Below are 20,715 nucleotides of genomic sequence, written 5' to 3'. Positions count from 1 at the left end.
TTAATAATATAGTACAAGTTTAAAGAATAGGCTTATCTCCATGAGCTTAAAATTCAAAGATTTAAATCGTCGTGTGGTCAGAGAAATAACCGCAATACTAATAATTAAAGTGATTATTTTAATGATCATTAAGAACATCTGGTTCGACGCCCCTACCATCCCTAAAAACTTTGACAATCAAGTTGCCGAGCATATTGCTGGCAGTCCTTCCCAAATCAAGGAGACACGTTGATGATTTCTGAAAGCGTGGTCGATCTTTCGCGGTTCCAATTTGCAATGACCGCGATGTATCACTTTATTTTTGTTCCGCTGACTTTAGGTCTGGCTTTTATTCTTGCCATTATGGAAACCACCTATGTGATTTCTGGCAAAGAAATTTATAAAGACATGACTAAATTCTGGGGAAAACTCTTCGGTATTAACTTCGCATTAGGTGTTACTACTGGTTTGACCATGGAGTTTCAGTTCGGTACTAACTGGGCGTATTACTCGCACTATGTCGGTGATATTTTCGGTGCACCATTAGCCATTGAAGGTCTGATGGCATTCTTCCTTGAATCAACATTTATTGGTTTATTCTTCTTCGGCTGGGATCGCCTATCCAAAGTTCAGCATTTGGCTGTCACTTGGTTAGTTGCGCTTGGCTCGAACATGTCTGCACTATGGATTTTAGTGGCCAATGGTTGGATGCAAAACCCTGTTGGTTCTGCTTTTAACTATGAAACCATGCGTATGGAAATGGTGGACTTCGGTGCATTGATTTTCAACCCTGTGGCTCAGGTTAAATTCGTACATACCGTATCTGCAGGTTATGTGACTGGTGCTATTTTCGTACTGGCAATTTCAAGTTACTACTTATTGAAAAAGCGTGACTTGCCATTTGCGCGTCGTTCATTCGCTATCGCTGCTATCTTTGGTTTAGCTTCTACACTTTCAGTGATCTTACTAGGTGATGAATCTGGTTATGAAATTGGTGATGTACAAAAAACTAAACTTGCTGCAATTGAAGCTGAATGGGACACTCACCCAGCTCCAGCGCCATTCACTTTGTTTGGTATTCCAAATAAAGAAACCATGTCTACTGACTACGCGATCAAAATTCCTTATGTCATGGGGATTATTGCAACACGTTCAACTGACAAAGAAGTGATAGGTATTAAAGACCTGATCGTACAACACGAAGCGCGTATTCGTAACGGTATGGTGGCTTACTCACAGTTAGAACAACTTCGTGCAGGCGATACGTCTCCTGAACTTAAAGCAGCATTTGCTGAGTCTCAAAAAGACTTGGGTTATGGTCTGCTTCTGAAAAAATACACAGACAAAGTGGTCGATGCTTCTGATGATCAAATCAAAGCTGCTGCAAAAGACACTATTCCACATGTTCCAAGCTTGTTCTGGGCATTCCGTGCAATGGTTGCTTCTGGTTTCTTAATGCTCCTTCTGTTCGTACTTGCTACCTTTGCTGTCGGTAAACGTAATGCAGAAAACAAACCTTGGTTATTAAAGTTTGCTTTATTTGCCCTGCCATTACCTTGGATTGCAGCACAAACAGGTTGGTATGTTGCCGAAGTTGGTCGTCAACCTTGGACTATCGGTGAAGTTCTACCTACACATCTTTCAGCTTCTAGCTTAAGTACAGGTGATGTATGGGGTTCTATCCTTGCATTGGCAGCGTTCTACACTGTACTGCTGATCATTGAAATGTACTTAATGATTAAATTCTCACGCCTTGGCCCAAGTTCTCTACATACTGGTAAATACCACTTCGAGAAACTTGAAGCTGCAAAAAAGGCAAATGAGGAGGCTCAAGCATGATCGAATATGAATTACTCAAAATCATTTGGTGGGTTTTAGTCGGTGTCCTACTGATCGGCTTCGCCCTCACCGATGGCTTCGATATGGGCTCAATGGCGATCATGCCATTCGTAGGTAAAAAAGACGAAGAACGTCGTGCGGCAATCAATACGATTGCCCCACACTGGGACGGTAACCAAGTATGGTTTATTACTGCCGGTGGTGCACTGTTTGCAGCATGGCCAATGGTATATGCAACTGCATTCTCAGGCATGTATTGGGCGCTGTTACTGGTACTCTTCGCTCTCTTCTTACGTCCAGTCGGTTTTGACTACCGTTCTAAACTTGAAAATACCAAGTGGCGTAATTCTTGGGACTGGGGTTTAGCAATTGGTGGTGCCGTTCCTGCCCTCGTATTTGGTGTTGCGTTTGGTAATATGTTCCTTGGTGTTCCATTCACTATGGACGAAACTGTTCGCTCGACTTATACAGGGAGCTTCTTTGCACTGCTTAACCCATTCGCTTTAGTTTGCGGTATCGTGAGTTTATCTATGCTTTGCGCTCACGGTGGTGCATGGCTCATGCTTCGTACAGACGGCGATCTACGCGCACGCTCTGCAAAAGCAACTCAGCTTATGGGTATCGTATTCTTAGTTTGCTTCTTACTGGCAGGCGCATGGTTATACTTCGGTAATATCCAAGGCTACACATTAGCTCAACCGTTTGACACTAATGGCGTTGCAAACCCATTAGCTAAAGAAGTGATCACCAATGCCAACCCAGGTTGGATGAACAATTACAGTACTTATCCAATTACTATGATTGCGCCAATCATGGCTATTTTAGGTGCGCTGATCATCATCCTTGCCGCAGGTAAAGGTAAAGCAGGTTTCAGCTTCCTTGGTTCAAGCTTGGCAGTCATTGGTGCAATCTTAACTGCTGGTTTTGCATTGTTCCCTTTCCTTATGCCATCGAGCATCAACCCAACTGTAAGTTTGACTATGTGGGATGCGGTATCAAGTAAAAATACCCTAACTGTGATGACAGTTGCAGCATGTATTTTTGTCCCACTTATCCTGTGCTACACAACTTGGTGTTACTACAAGATGTGGGGTGTAGTCACTAACAAACATATTGAAGAGAATTCACACAGCCTATACTAAGGCTGTGTCTAAGGAGAAAAGACGATGTGGTATTTTGCTTGGATTCTCGGTATTTTGATGGCATGTTTTGCAGGTGTACTTAGTGCGCTTTACATCGAACATCATCAAGATCTAGATGAGGAATAACAAATGACTGATGCTGCTGTAGAAAAATCACTTGTAGAAAAGAAGCCAAATAAATTTGCAATGGTCATTTCCTGCCTGTTAGCTTTTCCTTTGGCAGCCGTGTTACTTGTACATCCTGCTGCCATGCTGGATGACAATGGTGGATATAGCCATCGAGCGCTGATGTTCATCATGATAGGTATTTCAGGTGGTTTTGTGCATGGTGTGGGTTTTACACCACACCATTGGTTCTGGAAATGGCTTTTTAGCCCCTTCCTCGCTTGGCCACTCATGTTATGGGGCTACTACACATGGTTCCTACATTAATTAATATCTAAATAAAGCCCTCACTTGAGGGCTTTATTATATTTACGATCAATTTCGGCTTTTTTTTCTGCTGTAATATCGTCTTGCATTTGAAAACAGCCTCTAAATTTTTCATGGATATGATGAATATATTTTTCTTTAGCGGCATGCCTTAGCAAAATTTGAGCTGCCATTATGATAAATCCATTGACTTGCTTCACTATTATTATGCGCTGAGCATCCGCCAACCCAGCTTTTCGCTGAATTAATGAGTTTCGACCAGTATGCACAATCGAATGCAAATGCTTTAACGAATAGAACTTAAACTCTTTAAACATTTCAACAATATGCTTAATTTCTACAACATTTTCTAACTTTGTAATCATTTCAGCTACGGTAGGAATTTTCACATTCTGAAGCAACTCTTCTTCTCGTTGAATTTCAAATTTCTGAATTTCTATATTAGAGGCAACCATTAGTAACCAATATGCCCTCACCACAGCTTCAAATTGAATTCGAAATAATGCGAGTGCAGATATATCTTGGCGTGATTCTAAAAGTTGTAAAATGGCTTCACCATGCTCCATGGATAATTCACAACATTCATAGACTAAATCAAGTCGCTGCACGCCACCAATAAATGCTGAATGACTTAACTCGTTATATAGCTCATCCAACATCGATTCAGAATCACGAAAAATATCTATCAACATCAGCTTCCATTTTTTAAATGCCAAAATTTTAAATATAAAAAAAGCCGGATTAATTCCAGCTTTAAAATTTAACGATGCGTATGAATCGACATCACAATCCCCATACCTGCAAGCATGGATATGACTGCCGTCCCCCCATAACTCATCAAAGGTAATGGATCGCCTGTTACAGGCAAAATCCCACTAACCATACCTGAGTTCAAAAATACAAAGAAGAAGAAAGTTAAGCCCATCGCCCCTGCATAAAGTCGTCCAAAATTATGGAAAGAATTTAGTCCAATAATCAGACAGCGAACAATAATTGCTGTAAACAAACTAAATAAAAGGAAAACACCAATAAAGCCAAATTCTTCTGCATAGGTCGACATAATAAAGTCAGTATGATGCTCTGGAAGATAACCCAAGTGCGACTGTGTCCCTTCGGTATAACCCTTACCCATTAAACCACCTGAACCAATGGCAATTTTAGACTGAATAATATTCCAACCTGCACCAAGCGCGTCAGACTCCGGGTCAAATAACGTCAGTACACGTTTTTTCTGATATTCCTGCAAAAAGAACATCCAGAGTACAGGTGCTGCAATCGCAAAGGCTGTTAAAGCACCTGCAATCAAACGCCAAGACATACCACTTAAAAATAAAACAAAAATACCCGGAATAATCAAACCAATATTCAAGTCGGGCTGTAAAGCGACCAATGCAAATGGAATCAATAATAAAATTAATGCCCCGACGATTTGTAAAAATTTCGGTGGAAATGGTTTTCGCGCAAAATACCACGCCATCATCAGTGGCATGGCAAATTTCATAAACTCACTCGGCTGCATACTGCCGATACCCGGCAAGCTAATCCAGCGTTTCGCCCCCATCCTTTTTTCACCAATAACCAAAACCAACAACAGTAAAAATATACCGATGGCATATAAGTACGGACTCATAGATTGGTAAACTTTGGGTGGAATTTGCGCGCAGATCAGCATCACAATAAAGCCCACGCCAAAACTTGTGGCTTGACGCAGCACCATTCCCGAGTCTTCTGCGGTCGCACTATAGACAACCATCAGCCCCAATATTGCATTGAGTACCAAGAAGCAAAGTAACCACGGGTCTAAATGAAGTTTAGCCCATCGAGAAGAATCGTGTTTTATACTGCGGCCATCGCGTAATGACTGACGTAAAAAACGATACTGTTGAGAAGGGATCATTGCGAAACAGATCTAAAAAGGATGCGGGAATTATAGATTAAAGCGACAGTAAAAATCACTTTCCCTTAAATATTCCTTGAAATAATCATCTATTAACTTGAGACGCTAAAATTAAACGTGCCAATTCCAAGTCATCAGGATAGGTAATTTTAATATTGTCCGAACGACCCTGCACGACATTGACATGCTCACCGAAAAATTCTAAAGCACTTGCCTCATCTGTGATGGTCGCACCAGCGGCAAGCGCTTGTTCAATGGCATTTTTAAGTACACCCAATTTGGCAATTTGTGGTGTCTGTGCTTGCCATAAAGTTGAACGATCTACCGTTGTTGATATAAGTGGCGCCGTTTCAACTCGTTTTAATGTATCGCGTACGGGAATGGCGAGAATCGCACTTTGCTCAGTTTCTACTGCCGATTGAACTAAATCTTCTAAACTCAACTGTGAGACACATGGTCGTGCTGCATCATGAACAAATACCCAATCATCATCATTGGCAATCTTAGATAGATATTGCAATGCATTGAGTACAGAATGCACACGCTCTGCACCGCCTAAACAAAAATGAGCCTTCTCTTGATTAGTGAGTGCCAAGGTCTGCGCAACATTATCTTGCTCGCCTATAGCCAATACATAGCCTGTTAAAGGCAATTGGTTGAGACGTGCAACTGTGTGTTCAAGCACCGTTAGACCCGCAATGTTTTGATATTGTTTTAGTTCAGTTTTAGAAAATCGACTTCCTGAACCAGCAGCAGGAATAATGGCCCACAATTTAAGGTTCGGGTGGAAGTTCGGCGGGTTCTGACTCATTGGTACGTAGGTCTACTTTTGCGTTTGGATCAATATAAATTGGTTTGTACTGAGTACTGATCGTACTCATCTGTACGAAAGTTTCATGCGGTTTAATTAAACCTAAATCTAGACGAGCATGCTCTTCAATAGCTTCAACGCCATTTTTTAAATCGTATACCTCAGCGGCAAGCACACGATTTCGTTCTTTTAATTCGTCATTGAGTTCGACTTGTTGTTGTATTTTCTGACTCAGTTGTTGATGTTGATGATAACCACCTTCACCGAACCAGTATAAATATTGAAACCCTGCGATCAAAAAGATCGCAAGGCCCAACAATGCTTTACTCGCTTTGGAGTCAAATACATTTAACATAGATAGCATGATCTGCTTAGTTCAAACCTTTGAACTCAGCTTTACCGCGATATGCAGCATTAGTCAATTCTTCAATACGAAGTAATTGGTTATATTTCGCTACACGGTCAGAACGGCAAAGTGAACCAGTTTTGATTTGACCCGCTGCTGTACCTACTGCAAGATCCGCAATTGTAGAATCTTCAGTTTCACCAGAACGGTGTGAAATTACTGTAGTGTAACCATTTGCTTTCGCAAGGTAGATTGCATCTAGAGTTTCAGTCAACGTACCGATTTGGTTGTACTTGATCAGGATCGAGTTACCCACTTTTTCGTTGATACCACGTTGAAGAATCTTAGGATTCGTAACGAATAGGTCATCACCAACCAATTGGATTTTGTCGCCAAGGATTGAAGTGAGGTAAGACCAACCTTCCCAATCAGACTCGTCCAAACCATCTTCAATTGAGATGATTGGGTATTGTTTCGCAAAACCAGCAAGGTAGTCAGCAAATTGGTTGCTTGTGAATGCTTTATTACCTTCACCTGCAAGGATGTATTGACCATCTTTGTAGAATTCTGAAGATGCACAGTCAAGCGCAAGCATAATGTCTGAACCTGCTTTGTAGCCAGTTTTTTCAATTGCTTCAAGAATTACTGTAATTGCTTCTTCGTTAGAACGTAAGTTTGGCGCAAAACCACCTTCATCACCCACTGCTGTGTTTAAACCTTTTTGATTCAATACAGATTTTAATGAGTGGAAAATTTCAGCACCAGCGCGTAAAGCTTCAGAGAATGAAGTGAAGCCAACTGGCTCGATCATAAATTCTTGAATGTCTACGTTGTTGTCTGCATGTGAACCACCATTTAGGATGTTCATCATTGGAACAGGCATAGTCAAAATGCTGTTATTACGAAGGTCTGCGATGTATTGGAAAAGTGGAATTTTCTTTTCGTCAGCAGCAGCGCGTGCAGCAGCTAGCGATACCGCTAAAGTTGCGTTCGCACCTAATTTTTCTTTGTTTTCAGTACCGTCAAGCGCGATCATTGTGTTATCAATGTCTTTTTGTTCGAATACTGATTTACCCAACAATGCATCACGAATTACTGTGTTAACGTTGTTAACCGCAGTTTTAACGCCTTTACCTAAGTAACGAGCTTTGTCGCCGTCACGAAGTTCTAAAGCTTCACGAGAACCAGTTGAAGCACCAGATGGTGCACATGCACGGCCTACAACGCCAGAGGCTAAGGTTACGTCTGCTTCGATGGTAGGGTTACCACGAGAGTCCAAAATTTCACGTGCACGAATGTCAACGATTTGACTCATGAACAATTCCTCAGTTGATTAATAAAAATGATGCGTCAAAAGTGACGCATCAATGTGTATCGAATTAGTGTGTGTCTAACTTTGCGAAACCTTTAACTAAGGTATCGAGCTCTTTTAACTGTGCCAAGAAAGGTTCCAACTGTGACATGCGTAGCGCACATGGACCGTCACATTTGGCATTTTCTGGATCTGGATGAGCTTCTAAGAACAATCCTGCTAAACCAGTCGCCATACCTGCTCGTGCCAGTGTCGTGATTTGCGCACGACGACCACCTGCAGAATCCGCACGACCACCCGGCGTTTGAAGCGCATGCGTAACATCAAAGAACACAGGGACATTCATTTCTTTCATGATGTCAAAGCCCAACATGTCTACAACTAAATTATTGTAACCAAATGCTGAACCACGTTCACAAAGAATCAGTTTGTCATTCCCTGCTTCCAAACACTTATGCAGAATATGACGCATTTCGTGTGGTGCGAGGAACTGTGCTTTTTTGATGTTGATGATGGCATCAGTTTTCGCCATCGCTTCAACAAGGTCAGTCTGACGGCTTAAAAATGCAGGAAGTTGGATAATATCCGCAACTTCAGCAACAGGCGCAGCTTGGTATGGTTCATGTACGTCAGTAATAATCGGCACATTAAAGTGTTTTTTAATGTCAGCTAACCACTCGATTCCTTTTTCCAGGCCTGGGCCACGGAAAGAGTTCAAGCTTGAACGATTGGCTTTATCAAAACTTGCTTTAAACACATATGGAATATCCAAGCGTTTGCAGATATCCACATAGGTTTCAGCAATTTCAAAAGCAAGGTCTTTTGACTCAAGTACGTTCATGCCGCCGAATAGTACAAATGGCAAATGATTTGCCATTTGTATATCGCCTAAACGTACAATTTCCTTTGGTTTTAATTGTGACATTTAAACTCTTCCTGGTTTAGTCAAAAACACATTATTTCGCTTTTTGGTACTGCTTTTTAGCAGCATCAATAAAGCCTGCGAATAATGGGTGTCCATCACGTGGTGAACTTGTAAATTCCGGATGGAATTGTACAGCAATAAACCAAGGATGTTCAGGAATTTCAACAGTTTCAACAAGACGCTGTACTGGAGAATAACCTGAAATCTTCATGCCTTTTTCTTCAAGCACTGGGATATAACGGTTGTTCATTTCATAACGATGACGATGACGTTCAACGATCTCTTCAGAACCGTAAACTTGTGCAGTTCTTGTTCCTGCAACCAATTCAGATTTTTGAGCACCCAGACGCATTGTGCCGCCTAAGTCAGAATCTGCATTACGTTGTTGAACTTCGCCGCGCTCATCTAACCATTCAGTGATTAGACCAATCAATGGTGATTTTGTAGAACGGTTAAATTCAGTTGAAGTTGCATCGCTAATACCCGCAACGTTGCGCGCATATTCGATCACAGCCAACTGCATACCTAAACAGATGCCGAGGAACGGTACACCGTTTTCACGTGCAAAACGAATCGCTTTCATTTTGCCTTCTGTACCACGTTCACCGAAACCACCTGGCACTAAGATTGCATCCGCGTCTTTTAATACGTCGTTTACATCTTGGCTTTCAAGCTCTTCTGCATTGACGTAGTCGATTTGAACTTTCACACGGTTTTGAATACCCGCATGTAAAAGTGCTTCGTTTACAGATTTGTATGCATCTGGAAGTTCAACGTATTTACCAACCATCGCTACACGAACTGTGTATTCAGGGTTCAGTAATGCATCTACAACGTTATCCCAGTCTGTAAGATCAGCTTCTGGAAGATCGCTATAACCAAAACGTTCACAAATTAAATCGTCAACGTTTTGTTCATAGAAAGTACGTGGAATTTGGTAAATTGAACGCGCATCTTTACATACCACAACTGCACGTGCTTCAACGTTCGTAAATAACGCGATTTTACGTGTAGTATCAGCATCAACATCATGCTCTGTACGGCAGATCAGGATGTCTGGTTGAATACCAATCGATAAAAGCTCTTTTACAGAGTGTTGAGTTGGTTTGGTTTTTAATTCAGCAGCTGACTTAATGTATGGGAGTAAAGTTAAGTGCATTAACATTGTGCGCTTATGACCTAGTTCGACCATAAGTTGACGTACAGATTCCATGAATGGGAGAGATTCAATGTCACCTACTGTACCGCCGATCTCAACGATCGCAACGTCATAGCCTTCACCTGCGCGAAGAACACGTTCTTTAATATTGTCAGTAATATGTGGAATAACTTGAACTGTACCACCGAGGTAGTCACCACGACGTTCTTTATTCAAGACATCTTGGTACACTCGTCCTGAAGTAAAGTTGTTCAGTTTGGTCATTTTCGCACGACGCAAGAAACGTTCGTAATAACCCAAGTCTAAGTCAGTTTCAGCACCATCCTCTGTGACAAAAACTTCACCGTGTTGGAATGGACTCATAGTCCCTGGATCGACATTAATGTATGGATCCATTTTTACCATGGTTACTTTTAAACCACGGGCTTCTAAAAGCGCAGCCACTGATGCAGCTGAAATACCTTTACCTAGTGATGATACAACACCACCAGTAACGAAAATAAAATGGGTCATTAAGTTTCTCGTACAATGGAGCCTAAATTGGCCTACAATGTTGTGCGATTTTACTTTACTCTGTACCAAGAAAGCAAAGTCATTCCGCATCAATTCATAGAACAATTAACAATTGGCTATTGTAACAGCAATTATCATAAAAATTTAGAGTAAGTTCTTATCATTTCTATATTCTTATTTGCTGTTATAATGCATTTATCCAATCCACACTTTTTTGTTTTGTGTAATTATGAATAAGAAACTTTTAATCTGCGGTGCAATCGCAACAGGTCTACTTCTTACAGCATGTGTAAAAAAAGAAGCACCAAAAGAAGAAGAACAGGAACAGGTTGAAGTTGCAGCATCTGAACCAACAGCATCTGTACCTACACAATTAGAACCAGTTGAAGAACAACCCGTTGTTGAAGAAACGACTCAACAGCAAGTTGAAGTGATTCGTGAAGAGACACCGAATACAACAACTGAAATTCGTCGTGAACCTACTCCTCCTGCAGAAGCTCCTCCTCCAAAAGCAGAAGCACCTAAAGCAGCAGAAAAACCTGCGCAAGCTGCTCAACCTAAACAAAACTCAGGTTCTGCACAGTCTGAAGATGACGCCGTAGCTGCTGCCATTGCTGCTGCAACACCAGCTTTAGAGAACTAAGATCGAAGTTTTATCAAACAAATGATCAAAAAAACCCGGCAAAAGTCGGGTTTTTTATTGTTTCTATGTAAATAAAAATCTGTACCCGACGATGCACTGTTTTTCTCACAACTATTCTTGTAATTTTTCAGCTAAATATTCAATAAATAAACGAACACGTTTCGGTAAATGCTCTTGTTGATAATAGACAGCATGAATAAGCTGTTCATGTGGCTCAATTTGATCGTCTAAAAGTTGTACCAATCGTCCTTCTGCAATATCTTTTTCTAACATAAAAATCGAAAGACAAGCGATGCCCATCCCATGAATCGCAAGCTCGCGTAACGTTTCACCATTTGATGCCTTAATGTTTGGTCGGATTGTCAAAGGCTTCCCTGCGACTTGGATCGGCCAAGTATTCATATGGGTAATTTGACTAAATCCAAGTAAAGCATGTGCGGTTAGCTCATCAGCATTTTGCGGACGTCCATGCTGCTTAAGATATTCAGGACTCGCCACCAAACACAGTCGACTCTTATAGATGAGTTTTGCATGCAAACTGGAGTCGTTTAATTTCCCAAAGCGAATTGCGACATCCGCTTTATGCTCTAATAAGTCAATCACTTGATCATGATTCACCAATTCAATCTGTATATGCGGATAACGCGCATTAAATTCTGGAATTAAGGGAACGATCATATGCAGAATAAACGAAATCGCAGAATCGACTCGCACCAAACCCGATATATCTGCATCTAATTTCAGCAGGGAATCTTCCGCTTCGCTCAAATCATTCAATATCCGCCGTGTTTTAGCTAAAAATAATTGCCCTCCTGCGTCAGCTTAATTTTGCGGGTTGTTCGTTCCAACAGGGTTACATTTAATTTAGATTCCAGACGCTGTAATGCGCGGCTTACACCAGATGCTGTTTGATCCAGTCTTTCTGCTGCTTTAATAATAGAGCCGCTATCTACAATAACAGTAAAAGCCTGAAGCTCCTCAATGGTCGATTTCATTGCATATTCGAATTCGTGATTTTTAATCAATAATATATTCCAAACTCATGCATTTTTCTTCAATAAAATTAGCAGCACAATAGCATCAACTCAAAAAAAGAGAATTCCTGATGATTGTTCCTCAATTTGGTGTCGGCACCTTCCGTTTGACAGGTGACACTGTCATTCATTCTGTTAAAACTGCCTTAGAAGTTGGATATCGTGCTGTAGACACCGCACAAATCTACGGTAATGAAGCAGAAGTAGGCCAAGCAATCGATGAAAGTCAGGTCAATCGAGCTGATATTTTCTTAACCACGAAAATTTGGACTGAAAATTATGCTGCCGACAAACTGATACCCAGTCTAAAAGACAGCTTAATTAAATTAAGGACGGATGCAGTTAACCTCACACTTATTCATTGGCCTGCACCTGCACTTGGAGTCAATATTCCAGAATTAATGGGACATTTACTTGAGGCAAAAAAACAAGGTTTGACTGAATATATTGGTGTATCTAATTTTAATATTGAGCTTACTCAACAAGCTATTGACAGTATAGGTGCTGAGCAGATTGCAACCAATCAAATTGAACTGAGTCCTTATCTTCAAAATGAACGACTTGCGACTTACTTAAAACAGCAAAATATTGATGTCACCTCTTATATGACCTTGGCTTATGGCAAAGTGCTAAATGACCCAATACTTTCTGATATTGCAGCACAACACCAAGCTTCAGTTGCACAAGTGACACTCGCTTGGGCGCTGCAAAAGGGTTATGCCGTAATTCCATCGTCAACCCAACGTGAACATTTAACCAGTAACTTAAAAGCTCAAGACATTCATTTAACATCAGAACAGATGCAGGCCATTGTCACACTAGACAGAAATGCACGTGAAGTGAACCCACCTGAACTTGCTCCAGTGTGGGATATTTAATATGAAATTCAATTTTCCATTAATTGCATTAGCCGTAGGTGCTTTTGCAATTGGCACAACAGAATTTTCACCGATGGGTTTTTTGCCTGAAATCGCAGCAGATTTATCGGTTTCCATTCCTCAAGCGGGCTTACTGATTAGTGCCTATGCCGTTGGCGTCATGATTGGTGCCCCATTAATGACCTTATGGTTAGCACGTTTTCCTAAACGTACTGCCCTTATTTTACTAATGGCAATCTTTACCATCGGTAATATTTTGGCAACGATTGCACCCAATTATCTCGGTTTAATGGCTGCGCGTTTAGTGACGAGTTTGAACCACGGCGCCTTTTTTGGCTTAGGCTCTGTCGTCGCAGCAAGTGTTGTTCCAAAAGATAAACAAGCCAGTGCCGTTGCTATGATGTTTATGGGCTTGACCATTGCCAATATTGGCGGCGTGCCACTCGCAACATGGGTGGGGCAAAATATCGGTTGGCGTATGTCTTTTGCGGCCATCACCTTACTGGGCATCATCACCATGTTGGCATTATGGAAAGCACTGCCCCATCGGCAACAGACCGAAAAACCTGATGTACGAGCAGAGTTAAAAGTATTAACACGCATGCCTGTTGTTTTAGCACTGCTCACCACGGTAATGAGTGCTGGAGCTATGTTCGCGCTCTATACCTATATCGCACCGAGCTTAAAAGTCTTTACCCATGCAAGCCCTGAACTTATCACTTTCATGTTGGTTTTAATCGGGATCGGATTTTCAATTGGTAACCATTTCGGTGGTAAGTTTGCAGATCAATCCTTAGATAAAACCTTGATTGGCTTTTTAGTCTTACTCATGCTGATGATGCTGTTATTTCCAATTTTAGCAACATCCACCATTGGCGCGGCGATTGCATTAATCATCTGGGGAGCAGCAGCCTTTGCCGTTGTACCACCTTTACAAATGCGTGTTATGACAGTCGCTCACGATGCACCAGGCCTCGCTTCTTCAGTGAATATTGGTGCATTTAATCTTGGAAATGCTTTGGGCGCTGTTGCAGGTGCCGCAGTGCTAAATCTTAACCTCAGCTATGCTGCAGTGTCTTATGCAGGCGCTACACTGAGCGCTATAGCGTTGATTTTAGTATTGATACAGATGAAGCTTAAACCTCAAACAACTGCATGTTGCCCACAAGCCGAGTAACACACACTTAAAATAGCCTACCCAAAGTAGGCTATTTTTTAGTTCGCATATAACTTTAAAAAATCTGCCATTAATTTGGTTGCCCATGAATGGGTTTCCACTAGACCTTCATAATAACCACAGTGACTGCCTTTTTTGGTGGTTACCACCACAACATTCGGCAAAGAGCGGATTAATTCTTTATAGGGCTCAAAGTTTTGAATGTGGCAAATAGGATCGTCTTCGGCATTTAAAATCATCAAAGGAATTTTAAGATTTTCAAATACATAAATTGGATTGGTAGATTTTGCATAACTTTCATAATCAGTAAAACCAGCCATTTGGAAATAAGCACGCTCAAACTGCGCCAAATTTTTACTTTTTAGTACTTCTATTAAAGATGGTGTTGTTGACCATGTTGCAGAATAGGGTTCTACAAATTTCTGAAAGAGCTTCTTGGTCATCATTTTACTGTAAAAAGGATGGACATTTTTAAAACCAAGTTCGGTGTCATAGCCCGGACATAAAGCAAAAGCCGCTTTAAGTGGTGTTTCCTCACCTTGTTCGCCTAAATAGCGGACCAATAGCCCCGTTCCTGCAGATGAACCGACGCCATACAAACACGATTCGGGAAATTTCTGCTGAATACAGGCAATCTGTTCACGTAAGTCATCTGTTGAACCAAATAAATTTATTTTGGCAACTGGCATAGGTAAATTGGCATGGCCACGTCTTAAACAGAGTGCAATGCGCCAACCTGTATATAGATGAAGATCCCGAACCACTTCTCGCATACTTTCAGGCGTTCCCGTAATCGTATGCATGAGCACCACAGTTGGCACATCCGCAGGTAAATCTAAACCCAACCATGCAATGGCTGTGATCCCTCCATCAGCCATGGTCAGTTGCTCTATAGCGTCGTATTTAAGCTTCACTTGGCGCTTTTTAATGACATCAAAATACAGTAAATGTGCATGAGTATTCGACAGCCAAGGCGTAGGACGATATTTTTCATGTAGTTGCTTTAACTTCCGCACCACATGTTTCATTTGCCCTTCAGGATGATAATAAAGCTGTGGTATTTCCGCACCGATGGCATGATCTACAAAATTTAAAAGAGCCAGACGCCCTTTATGCATCACATTATTCATTGACCTTACCTTCACCTCGCTTCGCACTACAGCAAATCATTTCAATCTTTTCACTTTGACCAACAAGGCCCATTAAACAAACGTATCTACAAAACCATATCTCACTAGCAATATTTGTTTACTTAAACCTCATAAGCAAAAAGCATGACAATATCCATCATGCTTTTTATCATTCTGTGATGAGCATTTAAAAATCAGCAGATTCAAGGCTGATATTGCATAATGCGCTCACCCATTTTCGCCGCCAATACTTCCAAGCCACTTTTCGGACGGAGCATGACTTCAAAATCAATCATCTGTCCTTGTTCATTAAACTGAATCATGTCGATCCCTTTTAATTTTTTCTCGCCAACATTGGCAGAAAACTCAAGCACCACATTTAAACCATCTTCTGAGTAAAACTCACGGTGATAGGTAAAATTTTCAAAAATTTGAATCACATTGGTCAAAATAAAAGTTACTACAGGCTTACCTGGATATGGGTTAAACGCGACAGGTGAACGAAACACCACATCCTCTGCCAAGAGTTCATTTAAAATATTCATATCCCGTGTGTCGAGCATTTCGTGCCAACGTGCAACAGATTTTTTTGTTATTTCAATAGTCATGTTTATGTCCTTTTTTTGTTGATGAATCATTTCCCTATCCTCAAACTCCTCTCAAAATGGAGAGGAAGCACGACAACTGCATATTAAATTGAATGTAGTTGTCGTGGTTAAGTATGAGGCTGATTAAATCACCGCAGCCAAATCTGCACCTTGACGAATGGCACGTTTAGCATCTAACTCACCAGCTTCTTTCGCACCACCAATCAAATGCACATTTTTCCCATCTGCTTGTAGCTGTTCATACATCGCGGTATAGGATTCCTGACCTGCACAAATCACCACATGATCAACATCTAAAATACGTGATTGACCATCAACGGTAATATGCAAACCTTGATCATCAATTTTGTCGTAGCTTGCACCCGCAATCATTTTCACATCGCGGTGTTTCAAACCTGTACGGTGAATCCAACCCGTGGTTTTACCTAAGCCAGCACCAACCGATTTAGCCTTACGTTGCAATAAATACACTTCACGCGGCGATTCTTCGACGTCTGGATGTTTCAAGCCACCGACTTGCGCATAAGTGGTATCAATACCCCATTCATCATAAAATTTCTCAGGATTGAGGCTACCGCTTTCACCTTCATGCGTTAAATATTCAGCCGTATCGAAACCAATACCGCCTGCACCAATGATTGCTACACGTTTGCCAACAGGTTGACGTTCACGTAATACCTGTAAATAGCTCAATACTTTTGGATGATCAATACCATCTATATCTAACTGACGCGGTGTTACACCCGTCGCCACCACGATGTCATCAAAATCAGACTGAGCTAATTCTTCATACGTTGCTGTATGGTTCAATACCAATTTAATCTGAGGCAATAGTTCTATTTTGCGTTTGAAATAACGCAGCGTTTCATAAAACTCTTCTTTACCAGGAATCGTTTTCGCGATATTGAACTGCCCACCAATTTGGCTCGATGCTTCAAAAATAGTTATGTTATGACCACGCTCTGCAGCATAAGTTGCAAAGCTTAAACCCGCAGGTCCCGCACCAATCACAGCAATATTTTTCACCTGTGCAGATTCTTTAAAAATCAGTTCAGTTTCATAGCAAGCTTGAGGGTTAACCAAACATGTTGCAATTTTCATCGAAAAAATATGATCTAGGCAGGCTTGGTTACAACCAATACAGGTATTAATTTCATCACTACGACCTTGTTCTGCTTTTTCCACAAAACGTGGGTCAGCCAGCATTGGACGTGCCATGGACACCATATCTGCATCACCCGAAGCAAGTACGTGCTCAGCCATTTCAGGGGTATTGATACGGTTTGAGGTGATTAAAGGAACATTCACTATACCTTTTAATTTCTTGGTCACCCATGTAAATGCAGCACGTGGCACTTTGGTTGCAATGGTCGGAATACGTGCTTCGTGCCAACCAATACCGGTATTGATAATGGTTGCACCGGCTTTTTCAATCGCTTTTGCAAGTTGCACAACTTCTTCGAAAGTCGAACCGCCTTCAACCAAATCCAACATAGAAAGACGGTAAATAATAATAAAATTTTCACCGACTAATTCACGCGTACGACGCACGATCTCAATTGGAAAACGAATCCGGTTTTCATAACTGCCACCCCATTCATCATCACGGTGGTTGGTACGTGCAGCAATAAACTCATTAATTAAATAACCTTCTGACCCCATGACCTCTACACCATCATAACCCGCTGTCTGTGCTAACTGAGCACATTTGGCAAAATCATTGATTGTGCGTTCGACGTCTGCTGTGCTTAAAGCTTGCGGTTTTACTGGGTTAATTGGTGCTTGAATAGATGAAGGTGCAACATTATTGGCCTGATACGAGTAACGACCTGTATGCAAAATCTGCATCGCAATTTTACCGCCAGCATCATGTACCGCCTGCGTAATCACTTTATGTTTTTCTGCTTCTTCTAAAGAGTCTAATTTTGAACCACCAGCAAATGTCACACCATCATCATTGGGAGAAATACCACCAGTTACAATCAGACCTACACCACCTTTCGCACGCTCAGCGTAAAAAGCTGCCATGCGTTCATAGCCACCCGGTGCTTCTTCAAGGCCGATATGCATAGAACCCATCAATACACGGTTCTTTAGCGTTGTAAAACCTAAATCTAGTGGTGCCAATAAATTTGGATAATTTGACATTTTTTCTCCTTAGCGTGCTGAAAAGCTGGCTTTTTTTATCTTCGCTTGTATACGAGCTTTCTATTTACATCTACGCATACAAGATTTTTGCAACTTGTTGCACTAATTTATATGCGAGATTTGATTTTTATGCAACATGTTGCATAATAAAAAGTACAAAACTATTTTGACTGAGCCATATATGTCTTTAGCCCATGTTTTACTCACGAGCTTACTTGAAAAACCGAGTACAGGAATTGACCTTGCACGCCGTTTTGACCGCTCTATGGGCTTTTTTTGGAATGCAACACATCAGCAAATCTACCGTGAACTCAATGGCATGCTGCAAAAAGGCTGGATCAGCACCATTGAAGATGAGCACAGCACAACCCGTAAAAAAACCTACCAAGTTGAACAGCTTGGACGTGTTGAATTAGCCAATTGGATGGTTGAGCAAAGCCCTCCAGCTCAATTACGTGAAGAGTTGATGGTTCGTTTACGTGCAGAAGCTCAGCTGGGTACAAATGGCGTATTACCCGAATTAGAGCGCCATCTTGAAATTCACAAAGAAAAACTAAAAGTGTACCAGTCTATTTTTGCAAAAGACTTTGCACATGCGCATGATGAAGACCGTACTTTGTACATTCATAAAATGATTTTACAGCTTGGGATAGATTTGGAAATCGGTTGGATCAAATGGCTTGAAACCATCATTCCACAGTTGCATAAGTTTAATCGCTAAAACAAAAAATAAATAGGAAGCCGCATGCCACACTATACAATGCCCGATCAGCAACAACTGTATGTTCGTGAATATGGTCAAGGAGAACCCATTCTGGTTTTATCTGGACTGGGCATGCAAAGTTGGCAATGGCACCCTTTTCTATATCAACACCGAAAGCATTTTAAATTTATCATTCCAGACTGGCGTGGATTTGGCGGCTCTAAACTTTGTCAAATTCCAAATATGGACACCATTTCAAGCCATTGGCGAGATATTGACAGCTTAGTTTCCCAGCTCGGTTACGATAAAATCACGGTGATTGCCTACTCCATGGGGGCAACGACCACCATGCACGGTTTAAAATACGGTCAGTTTGCTGAAAAAATTAAACGTTATTTGCACATCGATCAAACGCCTAAAATACGAGTAGATGCAGATTGGCAATATGGTTTATATGGCAAACGCCACACTGAGTTTTTAAGTATTTTAGAAGACATCTCGAAGGTACTTGCAACCAACCTCTCCGTGCCATTTGCACAGCAGATGAATAAACATGACCGTCAAGGTCTGGTCGACACTTGGTTAAGGTTCATAGACTTACAAAATAGCAATCCTTATGCATTATCCGCTTTCCGTATTGCATACCAACAACCAACTTTACAGAAGCTGATGTTACCCTCACAAAGTGTGGCGTATTTATATTGGTATATTCAAAATTATTTAAACCATACTGAAGATTATCGTGAAGCCATTGCAGCACTCACCGCGCCAACAACTTTTTTCACAGGGGCAAAATCGATCCTCTATCCTGCTCAAGGTCAAAAAATTATTGCTGACAGCCTAGCCAATGCAGAGCAGATTATTTTTAAAAAATCGGGACACACGCCATTGCTCAGTGAACCGGTCAAATTCAGCCGTGAAATCACCAAGTTCTTAAAACAAGCGCTCTAATAAGACTGAATAAAAAAATAGGCTCAATACTTTCAAGAATGAGCCTATGTTTTATGCAGAAAGGTGTTACTTAAACGTTTGCTTCAAAATTGAATTTCAAATTTAACGTTATTATTACTTTTTAAAATAAGCACTAGAAAACCCGACGATCGTATTCAATTGCTTCCAAATCATATACTTGGTAAACGCAGTCAAATAAAGGACGCGCCAACTCCCCTTCATCATCATTCCGCACGATCAAGTAAATTTGGCTAATGGCCGCACTATCCGATAATTTCACATAATTCACATGCCTAAACTGCATAATTTGTACAGATTCAGGAACAATACAAATACCTTCGCCTGCTGCAACCATGCCTAGTGATTGCTGCAAATCTGCTTGGGTGTTAAAGCGTTTCGGCTCCATACCGTATTCTAAAAACAACGACTTGATCAGCGTTGCATAACTTTGACCATCCGTTGCTGGATAGATAAAAATCTGCTCATCTTTGAGATTATTTAATGCAATCTGCTGCTGTGAAGATAAAGGATGGCTCGAATGCACCGCAACAATTAGCGGCTCTTCACGCAATAGCACACGTTTAACCGCCTGATCCGACACACGAACTCGGCTAAAACATGCATCAACCCGACCTTCTTTTAATGCCTGAATCTGATCAACTGCACTCAGTTCGATTAAATTTACATTTAAGTGTGGGTATTGCTGGCGGAACAAATAAACAATTCGAGGTAATAAACCACAGAGTAACGAACCGCCATAGCCAATATTAATAGTACGTTCAGTGGCACTGGCCCGCTGCGTAATGAGCTTAATCTCTTCTGCATTGGAGAGTAATTTCACGGCTTGCTGATAAAAGAAACGGCCGATGGTGGTGGTTCTTAAAGGACGGCTGCCACGCTCAAAAAGCTGTGCACCCAACTCTTCTTCTAAATTTTGAATTTGACGACTTAAAGGAGGTTGAGCAATAAATAGCTTTTCAGCAGCCTTCGTAAAACTCTGTTCTTCTACAACGGCGACAAAGTAACGTAAATGTCTTAATTCCATGACATTGTCCTTTAATGTCGAATTTCTTTCATAATGGTCTTGT

The 20,715-nt window shown here is 41.2% G+C and carries 21 protein-coding genes and 1 pseudogene; 10 read left to right on the top strand and 12 right to left on the bottom strand.

What is annotated here, in order from left to right; translation table 11 throughout:
- The first annotated feature begins 40 nt into the window (after nt 1-40).
- From cydP to FTU05_RS03420, 5 genes are read left to right on the top strand one after another with little or no spacing between them, the layout of a single operon-like run.
- Entirely contained in the window at nt 41-232 is a 192-nt protein-coding gene (gene cydP, locus FTU05_RS03440) for a cytochrome oxidase putative small subunit CydP (RefSeq protein WP_078188513.1), read from the top strand.
- Nucleotides 232-1,818 (top strand): cytochrome ubiquinol oxidase subunit I, encoded by a 1,587-nt coding sequence (locus FTU05_RS03435; RefSeq protein ID WP_180022131.1) that lies wholly within the window; start codon nt 232-234, stop codon nt 1,816-1,818. Before cydP ends, FTU05_RS03435 begins: the two co-directional genes overlap by 1 nt.
- On the top strand, nt 1,815-2,960 hold the full coding sequence (gene cydB, locus FTU05_RS03430; protein ID WP_168378622.1) for a cytochrome d ubiquinol oxidase subunit II: 1,146 nt from the start codon (nt 1,815-1,817) through the stop codon (nt 2,958-2,960). Before FTU05_RS03435 ends, cydB begins: the two co-directional genes overlap by 4 nt.
- A 24-nt stretch (nt 2,961-2,984) precedes the next feature.
- Nucleotides 2,985-3,086 (top strand): cytochrome bd-I oxidase subunit CydX, encoded by a 102-nt coding sequence (gene cydX, locus FTU05_RS03425; RefSeq protein WP_002120988.1) that lies wholly within the window; start codon nt 2,985-2,987, stop codon nt 3,084-3,086.
- Between the two features lie 3 nt (nt 3,087-3,089).
- Complete coding sequence (locus FTU05_RS03420; protein ID WP_078188516.1) at nt 3,090-3,392, top strand: cyd operon YbgE family protein; 303 nt, start codon at nt 3,090-3,092, stop codon at nt 3,390-3,392.
- Nucleotides 3,393-3,412: 20 nt separating this feature from the next.
- On the opposite strand, the gene FTU05_RS03415 is transcribed toward FTU05_RS03420, so the two are convergent.
- The 7 genes from FTU05_RS03415 to FTU05_RS03385 all read right to left on the bottom strand — a co-directional run bounded on the left by FTU05_RS03415 (nt 3,413) and on the right by FTU05_RS03385 (nt 10,355).
- The gene (locus FTU05_RS03415; protein ID WP_257222583.1) at nt 3,413-4,084 is read right to left on the bottom strand and encodes a hypothetical protein; all 672 of its coding nucleotides are present in this window, start codon (nt 4,082-4,084) and stop codon (nt 3,413-3,415) included.
- A gap of 68 nt (nt 4,085-4,152) precedes the next feature.
- Complete coding sequence (gene rodA, locus FTU05_RS03410; RefSeq protein ID WP_180007840.1) at nt 4,153-5,289, bottom strand: rod shape-determining protein RodA; 1,137 nt, start codon at nt 5,287-5,289, stop codon at nt 4,153-4,155.
- Between the two features lie 85 nt (nt 5,290-5,374).
- Complete coding sequence (gene ispD / locus FTU05_RS03405; RefSeq protein WP_180040997.1) at nt 5,375-6,100, bottom strand: 2-C-methyl-D-erythritol 4-phosphate cytidylyltransferase; 726 nt, start codon at nt 6,098-6,100, stop codon at nt 5,375-5,377.
- Entirely contained in the window at nt 6,063-6,455 is a 393-nt protein-coding gene (locus tag FTU05_RS03400) for a septum formation initiator family protein (protein WP_078188520.1), read from the bottom strand. Before FTU05_RS03400 ends, ispD begins: the two co-directional genes overlap by 38 nt.
- Before the next feature lie 16 nt (nt 6,456-6,471).
- Complete coding sequence (gene eno, locus FTU05_RS03395; protein ID WP_180040999.1) at nt 6,472-7,761, bottom strand: phosphopyruvate hydratase; 1,290 nt, start codon at nt 7,759-7,761, stop codon at nt 6,472-6,474.
- Between the two features lie 64 nt (nt 7,762-7,825).
- Nucleotides 7,826-8,683 carry a 3-deoxy-8-phosphooctulonate synthase gene (kdsA, locus tag FTU05_RS03390; RefSeq protein ID WP_168378626.1) on the bottom strand — a complete coding sequence of 286 codons (858 nt, stop codon included), beginning with the start codon at nt 8,681-8,683 and terminating at the stop codon, nt 7,826-7,828.
- Between the two features lie 31 nt (nt 8,684-8,714).
- On the bottom strand, nt 8,715-10,355 hold the full coding sequence (locus FTU05_RS03385) for a CTP synthase (RefSeq protein ID WP_180106466.1): 1,641 nt from the start codon (nt 10,353-10,355) through the stop codon (nt 8,715-8,717).
- 229 nt (nt 10,356-10,584) lie between these two features.
- Here FTU05_RS03385 and FTU05_RS03380 point away from each other — a divergent pair, with 229 nt between their 5' ends.
- Nucleotides 10,585-10,998, top strand: coding sequence for an internalin (locus FTU05_RS03380; protein ID WP_180164231.1), 414 nt, complete (start codon nt 10,585-10,587; stop codon nt 10,996-10,998).
- 111 nt (nt 10,999-11,109) lie between these two features.
- Here the strand turns inward: FTU05_RS03380 and FTU05_RS03375 are convergent.
- Nucleotides 11,110-11,993 (bottom strand): annotated as a pseudogene (locus FTU05_RS03375) (LysR substrate-binding domain-containing protein).
- A 110-nt stretch (nt 11,994-12,103) separates the two neighbouring features.
- Here FTU05_RS03375 and dkgB point away from each other — a divergent pair.
- Complete coding sequence (gene dkgB / locus FTU05_RS03370) at nt 12,104-12,910, top strand: 2,5-didehydrogluconate reductase DkgB (RefSeq protein WP_218953229.1); 807 nt, start codon at nt 12,104-12,106, stop codon at nt 12,908-12,910.
- Between the two features lies 1 nt (nt 12,911).
- Nucleotides 12,912-14,087 carry an MFS transporter gene (locus tag FTU05_RS03365; protein ID WP_180164229.1) on the top strand — a complete coding sequence of 392 codons (1,176 nt, stop codon included), beginning with the start codon at nt 12,912-12,914 and terminating at the stop codon, nt 14,085-14,087.
- A 38-nt stretch (nt 14,088-14,125) separates the two neighbouring features.
- Here FTU05_RS03365 and FTU05_RS03360 read toward each other — a convergent pair whose 3' ends face one another.
- The 3 genes from FTU05_RS03360 to FTU05_RS03350 all read right to left on the bottom strand — a co-directional run bounded on the left by FTU05_RS03360 (nt 14,126) and on the right by FTU05_RS03350 (nt 17,973).
- Entirely contained in the window at nt 14,126-15,217 is a 1,092-nt protein-coding gene (locus FTU05_RS03360) for a YheT family hydrolase (protein ID WP_180041005.1), read from the bottom strand.
- Between the two features lie 203 nt (nt 15,218-15,420).
- Nucleotides 15,421-15,825 carry a nuclear transport factor 2 family protein gene (locus FTU05_RS03355; RefSeq protein ID WP_180135168.1) on the bottom strand — a complete coding sequence of 135 codons (405 nt, stop codon included), beginning with the start codon at nt 15,823-15,825 and terminating at the stop codon, nt 15,421-15,423.
- Between the two features lie 123 nt (nt 15,826-15,948).
- Nucleotides 15,949-17,973 (bottom strand): NADPH-dependent 2,4-dienoyl-CoA reductase, encoded by a 2,025-nt coding sequence (locus FTU05_RS03350; protein ID WP_180135170.1) that lies wholly within the window; start codon nt 17,971-17,973, stop codon nt 15,949-15,951.
- A 181-nt stretch (nt 17,974-18,154) separates the two neighbouring features.
- On the opposite strand from FTU05_RS03350, the gene FTU05_RS03345 reads away from it, so the two are divergent.
- The gene (locus FTU05_RS03345) at nt 18,155-18,694 is read left to right on the top strand and encodes a PadR family transcriptional regulator (RefSeq protein WP_078194002.1); all 540 of its coding nucleotides are present in this window, start codon (nt 18,155-18,157) and stop codon (nt 18,692-18,694) included.
- 24 nt (nt 18,695-18,718) lie between these two features.
- Nucleotides 18,719-19,627 carry an alpha/beta fold hydrolase gene (locus FTU05_RS03340; protein ID WP_180164227.1) on the top strand — a complete coding sequence of 303 codons (909 nt, stop codon included), beginning with the start codon at nt 18,719-18,721 and terminating at the stop codon, nt 19,625-19,627.
- A gap of 133 nt (nt 19,628-19,760) precedes the next feature.
- Here FTU05_RS03340 and FTU05_RS03335 read toward each other — a convergent pair whose 3' ends face one another.
- Complete coding sequence (locus FTU05_RS03335; RefSeq protein ID WP_078188530.1) at nt 19,761-20,672, bottom strand: LysR family transcriptional regulator; 912 nt, start codon at nt 20,670-20,672, stop codon at nt 19,761-19,763.
- Between the last annotated feature and the right edge of the window lie 43 nt (nt 20,673-20,715).

Origin of the sequence: Acinetobacter sp. YH12049, from assembly GCF_013419875.1 — a bacterium.
GTDB classification, from domain to species: Bacteria; Pseudomonadota; Gammaproteobacteria; order Pseudomonadales; family Moraxellaceae; genus Acinetobacter; species Acinetobacter amyesii.
Note: the sequence above shows the minus strand (reverse complement) of the source record. Positions and strands in the feature narration are given on the sequence as shown.